The sequence below is a fragment of the Anabaena sp. UHCC 0253 genome (genome assembly GCF_009712085.1).
Classification (GTDB): Bacteria; Cyanobacteriota; Cyanobacteriia; order Cyanobacteriales; family Nostocaceae; genus Dolichospermum.
The window spans coordinates 27,974-48,389 of sequence record NZ_VILD01000016.1 but is presented as its reverse complement, the minus strand read 5'-3'; the positions used below and the strand labels follow the sequence as shown (position 1 = coordinate 48,389).

Here is a 20,416-nt window from a genome sequence, read left to right as displayed (position 1 = left end):
AAACTCTCATCACACATAACATCTTATTTCCGCTAAAACGCAACTTCAAAAAACATTAAATTGTCTAGGGAATTGTTAAAGGAGTACCAAGAAATATAGGTGATTTTTCTTGATATATGAAAAAAGGAAACGGTCCAATAAAATAAGGTGAACAGCCTAAATCAAACCAACCTCCTCTCCGACAAATGCGGAAGAAAATAGCTGTTGATGCAGTTCCATCACTTTCATTAATATCCCACACAGCTTGTTTAAAACCCTTACCAAAAGGATGCCTTCCGGTTGGTTCTTTTCCACCATTAAGATTGCCTAATATCCCAAAACCACCCTTTACTTGTTGAAACTTACCACTCATCCATTGACTACCTGTGATTCCACCTGCACCTGATAATTCTATGTGAGCGCAGTTGTTAGTACATGGAACATTAAATCCAACTTGGTCACTACCACTAATCGAACGTTGTCGGTTTGATTCTACTTCCTTTAATGGCAAATCTAATTTACCAACAATACTTCCTTGGGGTACAGGTGCATTGGGAAAATTAGTGAATGTTACCTGATTTAGTCCAGGGATTTTTGATATGCTAGTATTCTGCCAATTACTAAATTGTTTAAGAGCAGTTTTTTCTATTCCAGGAATGGAAGTCAGATTATAATCTGATAAATCAATTTCTCCTAACTCTATATCTTTTATCTGTGGTAAATCATTGATAATTCCTCCTATTGTTTGTCCATTAATATTCGTAACACCCAATATCTTTTTGATTAAATCTTTAATGGCTGGAACATTTTCTACATATTCATTAGCTAAACTAGGAATAGCTTTAGTTAATTCAGGGACAGTTTGCCATTTAATCGTTTGAAAATCTGATAACTTAGTATTTACCAGAGAAATACCACTCAGTTGACCAATTGTTTGTAAACTGAAATTTTCTAAATTAAATACATTTTCAAAATCTCCCAATTCCATCACTTCATCTAAACTTTGTCCCGCTTGCCAATTTCTGATTGATTTATATCCAGGAAATTCAACATTGGGAAGTTCAACACTACCAGGACTAGAGAAAACAAAAGATTTAAATGTAATACTCTCCCAATCAGGAACTGGTGCATTGTTGATGTATTTGCTAGGGATAGTGTTCACTGTTGGTGTAGGAGATGCCGTTACTGTCTGAATTCCCAAAATATAACCAAGTAAATTATGATGGCGAAAGGATATTAAGCCATGTAATAATAAACTTGTACATAGACCCAAAAACATCCAATATTTGATATGGTAATTGAAATTTAATTGATTAGTTTTTGTACTTTCAATAGGTTGTTGATTATTTTGATGATGACGATTTAGCAGCATATTTACATCCTAATTAATTACTAGAAGAATCGTCTGGAAAATCTTGATTTCTCTGAATTGTAGGTTTAACTTTTTGATTGGGAATTTGATTAGGAAGATTAGGAGCAGTTGATTCAGATCCTAATTGCAATAAACGCTCAATTAGCTGAGGAGAAACTTTGACACTTTCAGCAGCAGTGGTTAGATTTTTACCTGACTGTAACTCTTGAATTAGTTGTTGTAGTTTCTGCCATAAAGGATTACTGGGAGTTATCCACCGTTTTTCTGCTGCTACCTGTAATCCCTTACTAATAGTGGCGACAATAATAGAATCTGCGGGTGGTGCTTCTTTGCGAGTGACATCAGGGGTGATAGAGATGGTACTGTAACGTGGACTGCCTTTGCTTGTTAGCACCCGAAAGTTGTAAACTTGGCGCGTTCCTGCTGGAGATTGCGTAATTACCGTCAAGTGTGCGCCGTTTTTAGCTGTAGGCATTCCAGGAATACTAACCGAGTTAATTTGTCTAAGGTGAATTAAACCGGCTCCTGAGTCTTTACAGTTCGACCTGTCGGACAAGCCTTGCAAGCAACCATCTACATCCATGAGGATGCGGGAAGGATCATCTAACCACACTCGTTGAATCACCTCACCAGTTTCGTAAAAAGAGATAGATACACCATGTCCGGGGTAAAGACAAGATACGTGCAAAATTTATCACGCTGTAAAGTTTTGTAACGTAGTCATGTATTTATGTCTTCCAAACATTCAAACATTGCCTAGTTTGGCTCATATTAGGCAATGTTATGAACGCAATTCAGCGGAATAATAATGGTTTTAGCCTTTCTTGATAAGAGTCTTCAACTTCTGTTTTCGGCAATGTTTAGCAAGATGGGATAAATAAGTGTGAATCTTTCACCAGACTAAAAGCCTTACGCAGTATACTTTTTTCTTATATAGACAAAGGCGATCGCCTTCAATTTGTTACAAAAAATTTACATTGTGATAAATTTTGCGCGTATCTTGTCTTTACCCCGAATAAGCCCTCTCAATTTCGGGAGGGTTACACAATTAACAGGTATATACTATGACAATTGTTGGTGGTTTTTTTTAATGGTGACGAATGATTGGGAATTTTGGGGATTGGGATTTTGAATAAGGTGTGTATAATGTATAGTGTTTAGAAAATCATAAAAAACGTATTTAATCTGTTTATGTTTATATTTTTAACTTCATTAATTATTTTTTGTGTTCTTTTGTTTTTAGCACTTAGTGTGAGTGGTTTTCTAATCTCATTTATTTCTATCAATGAAGATGTTTCTAATATTATTACAATTGTCGTCGTATCTTTCATTGTTGTTCCACCAATGGTTTTGATATATTTTAGTGCTAATAATGGTTTATATCCTTTATTTGAGGAGCAAACTCGTCGTTGGGATAATATAAACAATTTAATAAGTTTTTTTTCTATATGGTTTTTTGTAATTTCATTATCTTCTGTTTTTATCTATGTTCTATCTTATATTTTTTATAGTTTATTAAAAATAAAAAGTCCATCATACGATTATTTTGTCCTTTCACTATTTACGTTGTGTATATTATTTTCTATTTTTTTGACTATAAATTTTTTTATGTCGTATCCAGTAGGTCTACAACAACCAGAATGTACTAGATGGGAGCCGTCAATTGGAAAAGGTTCTGGTAGGTATGTGAAGTGCGAGGATAAATAATGAAATACAATCTTAAATTAAATAAAATTTAACCGACTACAGGGTTTATAATATTTCTCAAATTTAACAAAATTCAATAGAAATGCCTATATGGACTACAGTAGCGTAATAAAGCTCAATCTTGACAAGTATAAAGCTGATCCTCTCGATGAATACTACTTGGTAATAGAAGATGCAATGGTCGAGTATAAGGCTAATCCTTGTAATGCCTGACATGGAATATTGACTAAGCAAGAAGTTGTAACAGCTAGAGATAACCAGAAAAACTTGTTCATTTTTACCCTCCAAGAGACTTTCATCAATGTGTACTCAGTAGTTTAAAGTCGCAAAGAACGATTTACTTGAACAGTAATTTGGGTATTTTGCCGGATAAACCAAATATTAGGTCGCTTCATAATTTCTGCGATCGCTTTTTGATTGCGTTCCTCTACCTGCTTGGAAACTGTACCAAACGCTCCTTGAGCAAAAGCACCCAGTAATGAGCGATTTCCATTGCGACTGGTTTGGATACTGCTAAACCCACCATTAGATTGAGAAATGCTACTTTGAATATCAGGTTGATTAACCACCTCCCCCACCTTGGCCAGTCCTGACATTAAACCTAGTCCCGCATCCAAGCTTAAAATCTCTTTACCTTTGTCTCGATATTGATTAGCAATTAACGGTTCTCCCCCTTGACCTTGTATGACAATTGTTCCTGGTCGTAATGTATATTCAGTTCCATCTTTAAGAATGGCAGTAACTACAGCAGTAACTCTCCCAGATGAATCAACTCTCTATCCTTAGATAGATGACACTGGCTTTTTTTGATGATTTATTGTAGTGTGTTTGCCTGTATTTGTATTATTCAATACTTTAAATCAGGGCTAACCAAAAGCACCTAAAACATAAATATTAAACTCCCCTACCCTAAGTGAAAAATTAAGGTTTCTACTGATTTTTAAGGTTAAGGGACAGTTTTCACTGTAAATATACAATTTTTATTTAAGAAATGTTTCAATTTGTATAAATTTAGAAGTAAATAGCACCTACTTTTTGTAAAATTTACCTTGATAAAAAATTGAACCAAGTTTAATTTATTTTTACGTGGAGAACCAAATGGACATTTATGAATTTTATCAATCTGGTGAGAAGTACAGTATTGCTCAAATTGCTGCGGATGAAGAATTGACTACAGACATCCAGAAAGTTTTAATTTGGCTACAACTGCTCGATTCACCTGTTGACAAAAAGTTTGGACCAATTACTACTGAAGCTTTTAAAGAGTTTCAGACGAGAATGAATTGTCCTGAAATTGGAGTATTAGATACCGAAACAGCTAAAAAATTAATTGAAACCGACCCCAGTGAATTACCACAGCCACAACCTAAACCTGGTGATGATCTTGCTGGTCGAATTATTAAGTATATGCTGGTGAAAAACTATCATATTTCTAGCAAACCTAGTGAATATAATATTGTCTATGTAGAAGGTATGGATGCTGATGGTACTGAAAATAACGATGCACCTAATAAATTCAATGATCGGCGAATTGTAATTGAAATTGTTAATAGCATTCCAAAAATTATTGGTAATTGGGAAGCTACAACTGAACCTGGAACTTTTTGGACTAACAATCCCATGAATCCTAATATTGGAGCAGCAAGAATTAAATTTGATCAATTTAAATCTTGGAGAGTTGGCAAGCATAAGGACCAATTTCCTGCTTTAGTTCAGGTAGCTGATCTTACTGTTCATCGAGACTTTGATCGTAATGGCATTCGTACAAATGACAAACTAGATAAAGGCAGTAATTTTGGTATTAATCAACATCATGCTAATGATGCCCCTCGACATGATATTGGTCGTTGGAGTGCTGGTTGCTTGGTTGGACGATCTAAAGCAGAACATAATAAATTTATGGAAATAATTATGCAAGATCGTCGCTACAAGTTGAACAATAATTACATTTTCGAGACAACTATTATTCCCGGAGATGATTTGTTAAAGCAATTTCCCATCATCTAAATCATATTTCTAGACATTTTAAAGAGGTTAATCATGACTGTAAAAATTAATCAGCCAAATAATTTGACTCAATTCCAGCTAAATAAACCAGTGAATTTTAATGGAACCGCTGAGGGCAATGTTGTTAAAGTTAAACTATTTGCTGAACAATATAAACTTAGTGAATTTGATGTAATTGATGGGAGTTGGTCTATTTCCTATTCTTTTAATAGAGCCGGAAAGCGTCGAATTATTGCTCAAGGATTTGATGCTGCTAACAATCAAGTAGATACTCATGAAATTGACATTCTGGTGATTGAATCAAATATGCCTGTTCTTGGTATTGATGTTTCTAATCATAATCCTCCTATTAATTGGCAAACTGTAAAAAACTCTAAAATTTTATTTGCCATTGCTAAAGCAACAGAAGGTGCAACCTATCAAGATCCAACCTTTATGAGAAATTGGTTAGGAATGAAGGAAGTAGGTATTATTCGTGGAGCTTATCACTTCTTTCGTCCCTTGAAAAATCCCCAAGAACAGGTAGATAACTTTATTAGTCTTGTTAAATTTAAACCTGGTGATTTACCACCAGTATTAGATGTAGAAGCTTGGCCAGAAAAAGTAGGAGAACAATGGAAGAGTATTACAATTTCTCAAAGAATTGCATCTGTAAAAGCATGGTTAGATAAGGTAGAAGAAGAAACTGGAAAAAAACCAGTTATTTATACTAGTCCTTCTTTTTGGGAAGAGTATATGGATAATACTCAAGATTTTACTGACCATCCTTTATGGATTGCACATTATACGTCAAAAGCTCAACCTAATGTACCTGCTAATAATTGGGGAGGAAAAGGTTATACCTTTTGGCAACATACAGAAAGTGGAACAGTTAATGGAGTTAGCGGTAAGGTGGATAGAAACCGATTTAAAGGCTCGTTAGAAAATTTAATAGCTTTAGTTAGTTAATTTTTCCCGAATAGCTTAAAAATATAAACCCGTCTTAAGAACTGCCCTTCTGAACTTAAGTCGGGTTATATCTGAAAAGCAAGTTATGCCAAACAAAATGCCAGAAAAATCATCGGCTGACTAGCTTTGGACGTAGCAATTAACTGTCCAGCTAAACCTAAAATTATATTGAAAGAAAGTTTAGCAAGACCAACAGTAAAAAACCCTGTTAACCAAGCAAAAATTGCCTTATTACCAATTGGCATTAAAGAACCTCCAACTGCTAAAGGAGCTATCAAGGCAGTTAGAAGTAATGCTAGTTCCAACCCCCATTGGTAAGCATTATTTAGTGCTAATAATAAACTGGTAATAAAAGTGGTAACAACTGCACCAATTGCCGCACTAGAAGCCGCAAAAAATTTGCTACCAATATCTCCCAAAAATCCATCACCTTCTGCTTCAGAAACTGCTTGGTTGATTTTGTCCAAACCCTGAGTTACCCAACTACCTGCTGCTCCTAAATAACTGCCACCTTCTGCATCTTTAAAAATGTCAGGAAATTTAGCTTCTAAATCGGCTCTTGCTTGTTTGAGACATTGTATTCCTTCTTCATTTGATAATTGAGAAGAACGACATTCTTGAATAGCATTACCTACGGCTGTTTCTAATGCTGCTTGTCCTAGTGCTTGTTGGTAAGCAGCTCTCAAATCAGCATCGGCTGCGGTGTACTCTAATATATAGTTATTGACGCTGTTAATATATTCCCTCAATGCCAAAGTGCTATTCGCTAGTAGAGAACCATTATTAGCAAGAAGAACAGTGACAATTAAAGGCCAGATTAATTCACTAAATGCTCTTTGTTCTTCGTCATTAATCATTTGCTTACCCCATTGCACCATGAATAATGCGAGGGTAGCAACTGCAAATAATACTCCAACTTTACAGAGCGAAGCATATAATCCACCTGTAAGAGTTTGTTGCCATAATTCATTAAAACCTTCTGCTACCAAGCTGGCACCAGCAGACGCATTTTCGATTAAATCTCCTGCACCGAAGTTATTTGCTGCTAGTATTGTTTGACCAAGCATAATGTTATTCCTGGTAGAATAGAAGGGAAAAAGAGTTAATTAACTTCCTGTTGAAGAATGTGATTAGTATTAAAATTTTTAGGGGCAATATATCTTATTTCTTGACATAAGCAGGGTCTAATCTACTCCAACCAGTTAATTCTAAATATTGACTAGTCATACCAGTAGATAAAACTCTTCTAGCTCGATTTTGTTCTGATTGACTTTCAGCAATTTGATTGAGCATGAGGTTAGTTTGTTGGGCATCATGTCTTGCTTGTAAACCATCAGTACGTACCTGTCCTAACATGGAGACAATTTGAGCATTTTGAGCAGCGATCGCTTTGAGGACATCTTGTGAAGCATCCATATTTTGAGCATCTTCAGCTAACTGCTGTGCTTCTCCAACAGTTTTGTTGGTAGCATCAATTTCCGATTGAGTCCGCTGCTGTCCTTCTTTCCCTAAAACACTAGCTACCGTAGCGCGGGTACTATCTCTTTCTAGTTGTTTCCCAGCTTCCACCGCACCAATAATGGTGCTACTTTCTGCTGCTATTCCTCCTTTTTCTTGCAACTTATCAGCTAATTTTTGACTAGCTGCTGTAGGGTCTGGTATCCCCATATTTCCCTTAGATTCTTCAATTGCTGCTTGAGCATCTTTTTGGAGATTTCCCCAACTTTTATCTACTTCTTCCTTTAACTGATTCGCTACTTCGTTAAAATAGCCGTTTATGTATCCAAATGTTTGATTGAAGAAGTTGTCAAGTTCTCCTCCCAAGTCAATGGCAAAGGCATTACTTGGTATAGTTATTGCTGCTAATATGCAACCTGATACAATAGCAGTTGAAATTAACTTTTTCTTGTTACTTTTCATGATATTTCACCTGTTGAGTAATTCAATAAATGAATGATATTCCCAGAATATTAGACCTTGTATTTTAATAATTAAGAAATTGTGTATTAATTTGGTATTAAACCCTAATTCCTCAGTGTCCTCTGTGCCTCCGTGGTATGTCTTCGACACGCTTTGCGAACGTTCCTAATTAACTTGTGCGTAAGTCCTAATACCATTTCTTTATGAGGCATAGATTTCCTTTATGCTACTATTTTCAATTGTTTATCAGACTTAGTTTCGGAAACATGAATTTGTTTTGATTTCAGTTTCACCTCTTCTAAAATTTCATTAGCCTCCTTAGTAAGTTCTTCACCTCTAATCATTTTGATGTATACTTCAGAAAATCTGACTATTCCAGTAATAGGATCATCTTGGTATTTCCTAAGATATAATGTTCTGAGTTCCTGTTCTTGGGGATTATTAGCAACAGCAGCTAAAAGACAATAAGCAGGATAATAACGGCAGAATGTAAATTTACCATTATCATCTAATAGCCATTGTGAATAAATACCTTCCTTCTTGGGAAAGAATGACTCGGTACTATTGCGAGAAATAATCTCTGTTGGATATTGAAAATATTTGATAAATGACTCTATCGCACTACTTTGAATCCGACCAATCAGCCGAGTTGTCAGGTTAGCAAAGATTTTGGCAGATGATTTACTTTGATAGATAGTATCTGGTTCTTGTGCTGATAAAATTACACGAATTCCAGCTTTCGCACCATTAGCACATAATCTACCAATTAATTCGGCAATTGCTTCAAATTGAAACAATATTGGTGCTTCATCTAAAAAGAAAATTGAAGCCTTAGAACTCAGAGCGCGACGCAAAGCCGCAGCATAAGCACTTAATGATAAAATAGCTGCATCTGCTTCAGAAGAAAGAGAACGCAATGCAAATACTAGCATTTTAGCATCAGTACGAAAACTGGAGGGTTTGCTAATAGATTGACCAACTCTACTGTTGAGCCAAAATTTTAATCGCAACCTAATTTGGTCTAGTGCTTTTAATTGCTCCTCACTATTACTAGCAATTGAATCTAGTTTAATATAGCCAGGAGAGCAATAGTTATAGAAGTCATTGAGTGTAGGTGTATCATTCCATTCTTCTGTCCCCAAACCTTTTTCTAATGCCAATTTATAACGTAACTTGATGTCATCATCAGCAAAGAAAGTTTCAATTGCTAAGGTGATGATACTTTCAATATTACTCACCATCGTGGCATCAACACCAACAGAATTAGTCCCTATCACCATTGTCATAATTGTAGATTTAAGGAAATCCTTAAAATCTGTTAATCGCTCTTTTCTTAACTCTGCTTCTAACCCCCTCAAATCTGGTAATTCAAACAGGTTATTTGTCTCACGACTAATATCAAAATATGCCCCATCTTCCCCCATAAAATTAGTATAATCAGTAAAAGTGCTACTACCATCAGGCTTGGGATAATCAAGAGCAACAACGGGAATATCTTGAGCTAAAGCCGGGGTAAGTAAACCAGCCACCAATACCGATTTACCAGCACGAGTTGTTCCAAATACTGCTAAGTTTTTGTGGTGGTTGTATAAATCTAAATGAATAGGAGTACCACCTTCATCAGCAATTAATTCAAACCCTGTTTTATCTCCAGTTGCAGTTTTAATTACTGGCATTAATCCAGGGACTTCACTGCTAAAATAAGGCAATCTGCGATTAAATGGTTTAGTCAGCAAGTTTTGCCAAACAATCGGTAAACATTGTAACCATACTTTCCAGGCATATTCCATTTCTCGCACCACAACAGCCGGACGGAGAAAGCAGCTAGAAACATAACGACAAGCTTCGTCTAGTTTTTGACGTGAAGGACGGTGTACCAAAAAGACGACTGCGGTATTAATTGGCACTGCACCTTTATAAATGGTTTCTTGTGCAGCGATCGCTTCTTCCATGTTCAAATTGGCTTTTACATCCACGCTATTTTTATCAGCAGACATGGCAGAGGAAACGATAGATTGTTTAGTCAGACGTTGCAGTGCTGTTTTAGCTAACCCCTCGTTAGCTCTCGTCAGTTGGCAAATGATTTCTGTATCAGAAACCTTATCTCTAGCAATTAGTTCCCACAAATAGCGCAATTGAGCATATTCATCCACCCAGCCAATCGGTTTTTCTGTGAATGTTAATGCCCCGATATAATGGTTTTGTAAATTTACCCAAGCTCTATCCAAAAAGGGAACTGATGCTTCTCTTTCTAAAATTAAATGACGGATGTGGAAATCGCTATTCTGTTCTTCCCGCAATCCATCATCATTTAAGGTTAGTAAATGCGGAATATTTGGAGGTTTGCTGGTATTAAATTGTCCCCAAATTACTCCCCACAGTTCCTGAGAACCCAAGGGTTTCATATTCAACCCCATTTTATTATTCAGGGTTTGTTCCCATAGCTGAAAGCCAGATGTAAAGCTATTTTTGAGAATTGATTCAATACGTTGATGTCGCACTTCGTGAATTTGTCCAGTAAATTTATGCCAACTTTCTTTAGCTTGGAGAATGAATTTCTCTACAAAGTCCGCTGTTTCACTATTTTCAGCAACAGTATAGGTACAGTAAATTCTCAAAAATTTGTTTTTGCGATCGCCTTGATTTGTTAAATCTCTAATTCGTAACCGTTCTGACCGAATTAACAGCATCAGTTCATTACTGCGACAATTTTCTTCTATCGCTTTTAGTTCCTGTTGACGGTTATGGTCATCGGTAAATGAACCCAGATGAAACGTTAAAGATTCACTATAGGGTATTTCTTTAAGTCCGGCTTCTATGCCTGCAAAAATTGGTAAAATTTGACTATCTGGGAGTGAAGAATGGATACCTTGGCAATCAAAGCAGAATTTAATTTGAATATCGTCTTTACGCTTGAGGATAATCGCACCAACATCTTTTCTGCCGGCTATGGAGATATTAGCGATCGCTGCAATATGGGTTAAGTCTTCAAAAGGAGTGAGGCGTTTGGCTACAGAAATCTCTTGGGTAGGGATATTTTTATTTCCTACCTTATCTTTAGATATTTTCCCTTTAGTTGAAGAATTCGTTGTCATAATTTCGTTACTCAAATAATGTAATTTTTCTGATTTTGACCGATAAAAAAAGGATGCAAGTCTCGAAAATTATTTATGGGAATATGAGAATTGTAAATTTTCAATGGTGTTGCTGTTAGCGCAGCTTGGCGTTATACCATTTATGAGGCTGCACTGAATAAATTCTTCAAATAAGGTTTGAAAAAGAGGCAAGGGAGCAGGGGGGACAGTACCCTGCGGGAAGCTGGCGCAACGGGGATTCGACACTTCGGCAAAGCTCAGTGACCACCCCACCTGGACGAGAACCACTTCTACAAAGTGGGAGACTCAGACATGAGTTCCGCTCTGCTTCACGGCAGGAGGAAGGGGTCATTTCTCCCTGCCCCCTGCCCACTTCCCCCTGCCTCTTCGTTGAATCAGGGAGTAAAAGCGTTTGTATCCTCTAGTAACTCTGGGGACTGTGAGAAACTTTGATAACCAGGTTTTATTACTGGTAAGAGTCCACCAAGTTCCCCACCCCCAAGCGATAACTAATCCAGTCACTAACCAAGAAGCTTGAAGACTTTGTTTGCAGATTAAGTATGTAATCAGTGCAATAGCTGTCCAAGGAAAAACTTGATCTGCTGGAAATGGTCCGATTCTCGGCTGTTCCCCCAAAATTCGATTGACTGTTCTAAATTCTTTGCGCTTCATCATCTGAGGTTTTTGAAGGTGTAAATTTAACCTAAACTGCTATTATCAGACTGAGAGAAAAGCTGAAATTTTGTTCGCTGTATTGTCAAAAAATACTGAATTCATCCAAGGGTGATAGAAGTTGTTGAGAAACGAGTACCCGTTATGCAGAAAAATTCTAGGATCTGGAGTCAAAATTAAAACTGTCTTATTGTCTGGCTTTTAACTTAGATTCTGTACCTCGCTTATCTGGAATCTGCTGTAAATCTCTAAAAGCTACTTTTTAAGAAAGAGTTCAACCCCTCTTTCTCTGAGCTATTTAAGGCGCATTACCAGTAATCAAACCTGTGAGAATATCGCCAACTACAATAGTAACGCTGATGATCAGTGGAGTTCTCGCTAAATTCTGCCAATCTTCATCGTTTCTGGCAGCATTGACAATTCTTACCAAGGAAATACCAAGATACAGCAGAAACAATGCTCTGAGGACATTAAAAAATAGTGCAACAGCATCAGCAGGCATTCCTGCAAAAGCTCCTGTCATCCATGTTTGTGCGCCATTAAAAAATTGGGCATTAGCTGATGTGGTGGTAATATCAAAAGTAAAAATTGTACAGATAATGCCAACTAAAATGGCATAAAAGTTGATTCCCCAACGGCGTTGCAATTTTTCAAATTTAGTCAGCAATTTATTTGCTAATTTGGGAAATGCTGTAATGATGGCAGTCAGCAAGATTAAAACGGACATCAGCAGGTGATTAATGGATGTATTTGCCAGCACTAATGCTGTTGCTGCTGCTACCAATAAGAAAGTTGAACTTTTTTTATCAACTGGGCGACGTTGGGATACTTTTGGATAAACTTCAATTGCCTGTTGTTTGGGAATTTGGTAATTACTGCAATCAGGATTATTCTGTATTCTCATGTCTCAATCTTTATAAATACTTACGAATAAGCATCATTCTCTACTATCCTGCTTCTCTGAGTCAGCTATCAAATTTCGTAATTGCAGATATAAGATTGTGCCTACTTTTTTTGGCTCTCCTAGAGTAGTTATGGTAAAATAATATAAATAAAATAGATAGCTGCCAATAGCTTTATAGTGGTAAACAGCTTGAAGTAATTACCCAAAGGGGAATTTAGGATTAATTAAAAGTACAAAAGATAAAAAGATTGAAAATAAAATCAGTGAGTTAATAAATATGCCATCTAATCCCTTGCTTCACTTTATTACGAAAGTTATTAATATTGAAGATATCAAGGTTGTTAATTATCATTTTATCACGGATGATGAAATAGTTATAGAAATCGGAAATAAGGAAAAACAGAGGAAATGTCCTCACTGTGAAAATACAACCGATAAAATTCATCAAAATCATTGGTATACAGTCAGAGATATACCCCTGAGTGATTATCAAGTATTGTTAAAAGTAAATCGTCGGCAATTAAGATGTACAAAATGTCAGAAGGTCTTCAGTGAGGAACTGTCTTTTATAAAAACCAAAAGAACCTATACAAAAAGACTAGCGATGAAAGTAATTAAGGAAGTATTAGAAACTAATGTAGAGAGTGCAGCTAGAAGAAATAGAATGACAGCATCGGAGGTAGAAACATTATTAAAAGAACAAGAAGTTGATTTACTCAAAGAAAAACCCAAGCAGTTAAAAAAGTTAGGCATAGATGAAATAACCCAATTAAAAGGAGGGAAAAACTATGCAGCAGTATTAGTGGATTTAGAAACAAGAAAACCCATAGCATTGTTAGAAAAAAGAAATAAGGAAGTAATAGCAGAATACTTATCCAGTCTGGGTTCAGAGATATTAAGCCAAATAGAAGAAGTCAGTATAGATTTATGGATACCCTATAAAAGTGTCATTCAAGAAATGATGCCAAATGCCCAAGTAGTGGCAGATAGATTTCATGTGATGAAACAAATCAATAAAGAGCTAGATGAACAAAGAAAGAAGGAAAAAAGAGCAGCAGAAAAGATAAAAAATAAAAAAGAAAGAGAAGATAAATTAGCGGGATTGACTCATAGCAAATACCCTTTATTAAAGAAAAAAGAGAGTCTAAGTACCGAGGAAAAAGCTAAGATAGAATCAGTACAAAAAGTCGCTCCTTTTTTAGGAAATATGTATAGTATCAAAGAAGAAATTCGAGATATATTTAATAGTCAAATAACCAGTGATGAAGCCTTAGATAAATTTCTAGACTGGACAGAAATAGCTTATAAATATTTCCCAAAAAGTTGTCGAACGATAAGTAGATGGATAGATGAGATTCTTGCCTATTTTGATAACCGAACTACTCAAGGAGTTGTAGAAGGAATTAATCAGAAAATTAAGCTTATTAAGAGAAGAGCTTATGGCTTAACAAATTTTGATAATTTCAGAAGAAGAATCTTATTAAATTGGTATTTCTGTTACTAATTTACCATAACCAGTCTAGGAGAGCCCTTTTTTTCAACCCTTATTTCTAAAACATTGGTATAAAATTTATGACAACATCTATCAATTGATATAATAAATTCTCAGGATTGCTGAATCATGGATGATTTTATCTCACGCTCTAAATATAGAGGGGCAGAGAGTAAGTAATTGATCATCTAAGTCTTCTTCATTTGGAGGATTAGCGGAAAAGAAAAGAATTTTACTAGGTCTTTGTCAATCCTCTACTTCACAAAGATGATAAAATGATTCCAGAAGTGGGCGTACTTTTTCTAAATCAGAATATTTACTCATCATAGCATTTTAATCTTTCATTTAATTTCTGGCATTCTTTGATTAAGGGAATATCTAATTCTGTAGCAATAACTAAGGACTGATCACAATATTTTTTAGCAAGAGCATAATTTTTTAATTCGTAATGAAGTTGAGATAAATTATTGTAAATGATAGCTTGCGTTGAGACAATTTCTATTTCAGTAACTATCTTTAAAGCTTTGTTTAAAAAATTTAATGCCTCTGAATATTGTTTGTTTTTTAGTAAACTTTCTCCTAAATTAGATAGACTTATTGCTTCCATTTTTTGATTCTCTATTTCCTGAGCGATATCTAAAGTTTGTTGATAATAATTAATAGCTTCAGAGTAATTTTTCAGTTGATGGTAAATATTACCAATATTTCCCAATGCTGCTCCTCGTGCTTCAATATTATTTAAGGTTTGAGCAATTTCTAGGTCTTGTTTATGGTATTTAATAGCTAAATCATACTCTTTTAGTTTATAATAGACATTACCTAAGTTACCTAATGCTTCTCCAACTGATTTTAAATCACCAATCTCCTGAGCAACGTTTAAGTTTTGTTGATGGTAATCAATAGCTTGGAAATAGTTTTCTAAGGATTGATAAGCAATACCTAAACCGCCAAAGGCAATCCCTTGGGCTTGTTTGTTGTTTATTTGTTGAGCTATAATTAAATTTTGTTGGTATAGTTCAATGGCTTTATGATAGTTTCCTAATGATAGATAAACAGAAGCAATATTACCTAAAGCATTCCCTTCGCCTGATATATCTCTAATTTGTTGGGCAATTTTTAAGTGTTGTTGATGATAGTTAATCGCCTGCTCATAATCTCCTAACGAGTAATAAGAATTACCTAAATTACCTAAAGCATAACTTTCTCCTTGTTTGTAACCAATTTTTCGAGCCTTGTTTAAAGATTGTTCAAAGTAAAAAATAGCTTGTTGATAATTACTTGTGGTATATGAAATAATCCCTAAGTTTCCCAGTGCTACACTGATACCTCGCTCATCATTAATTTCGATTGATATAGCTAAATGTTTTTGAAAATATGAAAGAGCATCAGAATAATTACCTAGAAAAAAGTAAGCACTTCCCAAATCACCTAAAACATTGGCTACTCCTAATTGATAATTAATTTGTTGATATATACTTAAACCCTTTTTAAAATATGAAATGGCTTGTTGATAATCTCCTAAAGCATTATAAACTGCCCCAATACCACTGTAACCATTTGCTTCTCCCTGTTTATAGCCAATTTCTGTAGTAATTCTTAATTGTTGTTCATAATATTGAATTGATTTTTGATAGTCTCCCAATGCTTGATAAGCTGTTGCTAAACCACCAAGAGCATTCACTTCCCCTTCCTTATAAATATTTTCTTGAGTAAGTTTCAAGTGATTTTGATGGTAAATAATAGCTGTTTCGTATTCTCCCAAAGAATGATAAGATGCAGCTAAGTTGCCAAATATTGAACCTTGTAAATGCTGGTCATCAATTTGTGTTGCTAGACCTAAACTTTTTTGATGATATTCAATTGCTTGTTGATAGTTTCCTAGTGCATCATAGGTATTACCAATACTTGATAAAGCGATTGCTAAGGCTTCATTATCTTCAACAGGGACAAAAGATAAAGATTGTTTTTGATAGTCTAGTGCTTGTGAATATTTACATAAATTATAATAAACAGTTCCCAATCCACTTAATGCAGAAAATATTAAGATTTCATTTTGGATAGTGTTAGCAATATTTAAACTTCGCTGATAACATTTTAGAGTTTCATTATAATTTCCTAAGAGACTATAGGAACTAGCTAAACCATTTAAACAGATACATTGATTATTTGATGATAATTTATCTACAATGGTTAATCCTAATTCAATTTGCTGATTATAATAACCCCAATAAATAAGTTGAACATGAAGTTGATATTTATTATTAAGAGATGTATTTAAAATTGTCCATGCTTTGTCCCATTCTTCTAACTCACATAGATGCGAAAATGACTGAATTAGAGGAAAGACTGTACCTAAATTAGATGAGTTGGGCTGAAATTCTTTTGTTAGCAGGTCTATTACACTTTTATAATACATTCGTTTCCAACGAGGTGTAATAGATTTTAAATTCTCTGGCTTAATTTCAAGCTGATTTAGAAGTAAATGTCCATCTACAGCGGAAACCGCTCTTATGAGGTACATCTTAGCCCCCTCATCGCTTGCGGGGAGGGGTTGGGGGTGGGGTTTTTGTACCTCATAACATCCGGGAAGTGCTGTATTATCATGGTGATAAGATTAACTAGAGTTTTTGTGTTTTACTAAGTAATTGTTTTTGTAATTCTTGACATTCTTGAGCTAAAGGTATTTCTAAGTTAGTAGCAATTTGCCAAGCTTTATTACAACATTCAATAGCTTCATTATAATTATCTAATTTCTCATAAAGTTCTGCCAAATTTTGTAAACTATAAGCTTCTGTTACAATATCATTAATCTTTCGGGATATTTTAAGCGATTTTTGTAAATACTTTTCTGCTTCTGAATAACGAGTAACTTTTATAAATATTTCTCCCAAATTACTGAGAGTTAATCCTTCTCCTTGTTGATCTCCTATTTCTTGTGCTATTGCTAAAGATTTTTGGTAATAATCAATTGATTGATTAAACTCATTTAACTCACCGTAAACAATTCCTAAACTGCAAAAAATACTACTTTCTATTTTTTTATCTCCAATATTTTGTGCTAAGGTTAAACTCTGTTTTTGATAAATTATTGATTGTTCATATTCTCCCAAAGCATAATCACAATTTCCCAAATTACTTAATCTAATACATTCACCTTGTTTGTTACCAATTAATATTGCAATATTTAATGACTGCTTAAAATAATTAATAGCTTCATCATATTTACCTAATGATTGATAACAAAGACCTAAATTACCAACTCCTTTACCTTCCCCAGAAAGAAAATTAATAGACTTTGCTATAAATATTTGTTTTTCAAAATAATCGATTGCTTCTTCATACTTTCCTAATGCTTGATAGATTAATGCTAAAGAACCAAAAACTCTTGATTTGCCATTTATATCTTCTATTTCTTCGACAATTGTAAGTTGTTGTTTAGAATAATCAATTGCTTTTTGATAATCCCCTAAATGATAGTATGCAATTCCTAAATTACCTAATGTTGTTGCTTTACAATTTAGATCATTAATAAAACAACAAATCATTAAATCTTTTTCAAAATATTCAATAGCTTGTTGATAATTGCCTAGAGAACCATAAGTAATTCCTAAGCCACTAAGAGCATTTGCTTCAACACTGTAATCACCTATTGCTTTAGCAATAATTAAACTTTGTTCAAAATATTTTATGGCTTGTTGATAATTTCCCTGAGAATGATAAGTAAAACCTAGATTACCAAGTGTTTTTGCTTCTGAAAGTAGATCAGATGTATTTTTTGATAGTTTTAAACATTGTTTATTATAAGCAATTACTTGAGAATAATCAGATAAATGATGATAATTATTAGCAATGTTTCCTAATGCTGTTAACTGAGATGGAAAATTATTATTATCTTCTGAAATTTTTAAATGTTTGTGATGATATTTGAGAGATTGATGATAGTTTCCTAAAGCTCTATGAGCAATACCTAGTCCATTCAAACAAATTAAATTCCATTGATCATTTAATTTGTATAAAATTTGATTGTATATTTTAATTTGTTCTTGATAATTACTCCAAATGCCTAGCTGATTATGTAATTCATGATTAGTTGGTAAATTTAGACGAGTAGCAATAATCTTACTAGCTTTTTCCCAGTCTTCTACTTCACACAGATGAAAAAATGATTCTAACAAAGGACGTACTTTTTCTAAATTAGAATCGTCTTTCTGTTTCGGTTGATAATCAGTAGTTAACCATTTTATAACTGCTTTATAATTTACTCTTTTAAAACGAGGATTAATAGTCTTGATTAAACTTGAATCAAGACCAAGTTCCTCTAATATCATATTCCCCGAAGGGAATAGCACCTCCTTATCTGATTTAGATTGGAAATCAAGGGAATTGTTCATATTTTTAATCCATCTTTTTGAGACGTTCAAGGGTAACACTACGAATTAAATTATGCTGTCTAATTACATATTGCTGATTTTCTACACTTTCTTCAAAAAGAAAGCGATCGCGCAATGTTTCTAAAGCAATTTCCTGTTCTTCTTCTTCACAGTCATCTTCTAATAAACTTAACCAATAATCGGGGGGTACAGCACAGCGATAGATGGAAGCTGAACAGATTAAAAGATAAGCATTAACAGCATCTTGTTTTAAGCGACTAAAGGTGATTTCTAGTCGAGAACGCACTCTCTTTCTTAGTTCTCTGCTATATCGATCTAATATCCAATTGTCATTAGCACCTTGAATAATCCCCTGTTCTTTAGCTTCTGCGATCGCTTTCTCTACTTCTTCAATTTCTTTACCATATTTGTTCCAGTAAGCAATTACATTACCAAAAAACGGTTGATCGCCAATTTCACCCGAAATGACTCGTAAAGCTAAAGGATGACCTTCGTAGGCTGTACCAATACGTTCTAAATAGGGTTTATGACCAGAAGAAGACTCTATATCTAACCCTGTCTTTTCAAAAAGTGCTAGTTGTTCTGATGTTTCAAGTCCGCTTAAACGTTGAGGATGCCAGAAATTTTGATAGCGAGAAGGCATTTGTCCGGGTAATTCTTGAGTAGTGAGAATCAAACGACTTTGACAAGTGGGAGATGCTAATAAGGCTTGAAAGAATTTAACCCACCATTCATCTTCAAAATCACTCCAGCCTTCATCTTCATTCCCTTTCATAATCAATTCTAGGGAATCCATAACCACAAGATAACGATGATTAACCAAGAAATTAACTAAACGATGGAGGATTTGTTCTGGATTTTTGCGTTCTTCCTGTGTAACAAGTTGTCCCCACTTTTCTAACCAACGCACGGCTACACTGACAAAATCAGAGGATTGGGTTTGGTTATCAAAATTTTCTTGGTGAAATTTAGTCCAGTCCCCTTTTAACCAGTCTGTCTGTAAATCAAAGACTAATTTCTCTGCTAGGGCAGTTTTGCCAATTCCTGTAATCCCTGTGATGATTAGAACTCTGCAAATCTCTTCTAATTTGTCTTTTAACTGAGGAATTAGTTCTTCTCTACCTACCCAAGACTCATCGAATTGAGAAAATGCTGGAGTTATTTGAGGTTGAGAGGATGCAGACACATCGGTTTCTACAACATCTTCCCAATTTACGCCAACTGCTTCACAGAGTTTCTGGAAAACCTCTTGGTTAATGGCTTTTCCTTCTCGGAATCGTTTTAAGGTTGCTACTGAGGTGCAAGCGTCACCACACCAAGCTGAGGAATTAGCTGACCAGCCGTTCCTTTTCCGTTTTTCCTCGACCTTTTTACGTCCTGGTTCTGATAGTTTGAGACTAACTGCCATTTTGTTTGCACCTAAACTGATTAATTATAAAACACATAAGACTTACACAGAGGCTTAACTCTGGAAACATTCATATTCAATAAAGCGACTGAGAAACAGAGGGATTATCCACAAAATTCCAAGGCTTCAAGTAGCGAGTAAAAAATTGAACAGACTCACGCCAATATTGTAGTTTTGCATTTTTACTAAATGCGTTACCTTCTCCCAAAATTATTTTTAAGGTAATTGACTGTTGCCAGGTTTGAGATTCAATAGTCTTTTGTAACTCCTGTGTTTGGGCAAATGGAGTGTCCATATCCTGTTCTCTTTGAAAGAGCAAAACGGGAATCTTTACTCGTTCTGGAGTAAATTGATAAATAGGCGATCGCTCCTTAACCCGTTCAGGTAACTGATTTACATAACCACCCACTAAGCGATGATCGTAATAGCGAACCTCTGTTTGAGTTTGTTGAATTTCCCAATTACTAATAAAACCTGATCCACAAGCACAAACAAAGGGATGATGAGGAGATGTGATCACC

15 protein-coding genes are annotated in these 20,416 nt (G+C 34.8%); 3 read left to right on the top strand and 12 right to left on the bottom strand.

All coding sequences use genetic code 11. The annotated features are described in order from the left end of the window. Positions 1 to 64 precede the first annotated feature (64 nt). The 3 genes from FJR38_RS26490 to FJR38_RS26480 all read right to left on the bottom strand — a co-directional run bounded on the left by FJR38_RS26490 (position 65) and on the right by FJR38_RS26480 (position 3,792). Complete coding sequence (locus FJR38_RS26490) at positions 65 to 1,351, bottom strand: hypothetical protein (protein ID WP_168540534.1); 1,287 nt, start codon at positions 1,349 to 1,351, stop codon at positions 65 to 67. A 13-nt stretch (positions 1,352 to 1,364) separates the two neighbouring features. Further along, positions 1,365 to 2,039, bottom strand: coding sequence for a hypothetical protein (locus tag FJR38_RS26485; RefSeq protein WP_254449593.1), 675 nt, complete (start codon positions 2,037 to 2,039; stop codon positions 1,365 to 1,367). 1,336 nt (positions 2,040 to 3,375) lie between these two features. After that, a complete protein-coding gene (locus tag FJR38_RS26480) occupies positions 3,376 to 3,792 on the bottom strand; it encodes a TrbI/VirB10 family protein (protein ID WP_371418303.1) in 417 nt (138 codons plus the stop codon). A gap of 364 nt (positions 3,793 to 4,156) precedes the next feature. On the opposite strand from FJR38_RS26480, the gene FJR38_RS26475 reads away from it, so the two are divergent. After that, positions 4,157 to 5,065, top strand: coding sequence for a peptidoglycan-binding domain-containing protein (locus FJR38_RS26475; RefSeq protein WP_168540532.1), 909 nt, complete (start codon positions 4,157 to 4,159; stop codon positions 5,063 to 5,065). Between the two features lie 33 nt (positions 5,066 to 5,098). Continuing rightward, positions 5,099 to 6,013 (top strand): glycoside hydrolase family 25 protein, encoded by a 915-nt coding sequence (locus FJR38_RS26470; RefSeq protein ID WP_168540530.1) that lies wholly within the window; start codon positions 5,099 to 5,101, stop codon positions 6,011 to 6,013. Positions 6,014 to 6,096: 83 nt separating this feature from the next. Here FJR38_RS26470 and FJR38_RS26465 read toward each other — a convergent pair whose 3' ends face one another. The 5 genes from FJR38_RS26465 to FJR38_RS26445 form a co-directional block, all read right to left on the bottom strand. Continuing rightward, positions 6,097 to 7,080 carry a hypothetical protein gene (locus tag FJR38_RS26465; protein WP_254449592.1) on the bottom strand — a complete coding sequence of 328 codons (984 nt, stop codon included), beginning with the start codon at positions 7,078 to 7,080 and terminating at the stop codon, positions 6,097 to 6,099. Positions 7,081 to 7,174: 94 nt separating this feature from the next. Further along, positions 7,175 to 7,933, bottom strand: coding sequence for a hypothetical protein (locus FJR38_RS26460; protein WP_168540528.1), 759 nt, complete (start codon positions 7,931 to 7,933; stop codon positions 7,175 to 7,177). 221 nt (positions 7,934 to 8,154) lie between these two features. Continuing rightward, a complete protein-coding gene (locus FJR38_RS26455; protein WP_168540526.1) occupies positions 8,155 to 11,028 on the bottom strand; it encodes a hypothetical protein in 2,874 nt (957 codons plus the stop codon). A 348-nt stretch (positions 11,029 to 11,376) separates the two neighbouring features. Beyond that, positions 11,377 to 11,703, bottom strand: a complete 327-nt coding sequence (locus tag FJR38_RS26450; protein WP_168540524.1) for a hypothetical protein — start codon at positions 11,701 to 11,703, stop codon at positions 11,377 to 11,379. Positions 11,704 to 11,998: 295 nt separating this feature from the next. Further along, positions 11,999 to 12,604, bottom strand: a complete 606-nt coding sequence (locus FJR38_RS26445) for a hypothetical protein (RefSeq protein ID WP_168540522.1) — start codon at positions 12,602 to 12,604, stop codon at positions 11,999 to 12,001. A 277-nt stretch (positions 12,605 to 12,881) separates the two neighbouring features. Here FJR38_RS26445 and FJR38_RS26440 point away from each other — a divergent pair, with 277 nt between their 5' ends. Then, positions 12,882 to 14,108, top strand: coding sequence for an ISL3 family transposase (locus FJR38_RS26440; protein WP_168540520.1), 1,227 nt, complete (start codon positions 12,882 to 12,884; stop codon positions 14,106 to 14,108). A 304-nt stretch (positions 14,109 to 14,412) separates the two neighbouring features. On the opposite strand, the gene FJR38_RS26435 is transcribed toward FJR38_RS26440, so the two are convergent. From FJR38_RS26435 to FJR38_RS26420, 4 genes are all read right to left on the bottom strand, one after another. Continuing rightward, entirely contained in the window at positions 14,413 to 16,617 is a 2,205-nt protein-coding gene (locus FJR38_RS26435; RefSeq protein WP_168540518.1) for a tetratricopeptide repeat protein, read from the bottom strand. 97 nt (positions 16,618 to 16,714) lie between these two features. Then, positions 16,715 to 18,487 (bottom strand): tetratricopeptide repeat protein, encoded by a 1,773-nt coding sequence (locus FJR38_RS26430; protein ID WP_168540516.1) that lies wholly within the window; start codon positions 18,485 to 18,487, stop codon positions 16,715 to 16,717. 4 nt (positions 18,488 to 18,491) lie between these two features. Continuing rightward, positions 18,492 to 19,895, bottom strand: a complete 1,404-nt coding sequence (locus FJR38_RS26425; RefSeq protein WP_168540514.1) for an NB-ARC domain-containing protein — start codon at positions 19,893 to 19,895, stop codon at positions 18,492 to 18,494. Between the two features lie 76 nt (positions 19,896 to 19,971). Continuing rightward, on the bottom strand, positions 19,972 to 20,416 hold a 445-nt coding region (locus FJR38_RS26420), incomplete at its 5' end, for a S9 family peptidase (RefSeq protein WP_168540512.1).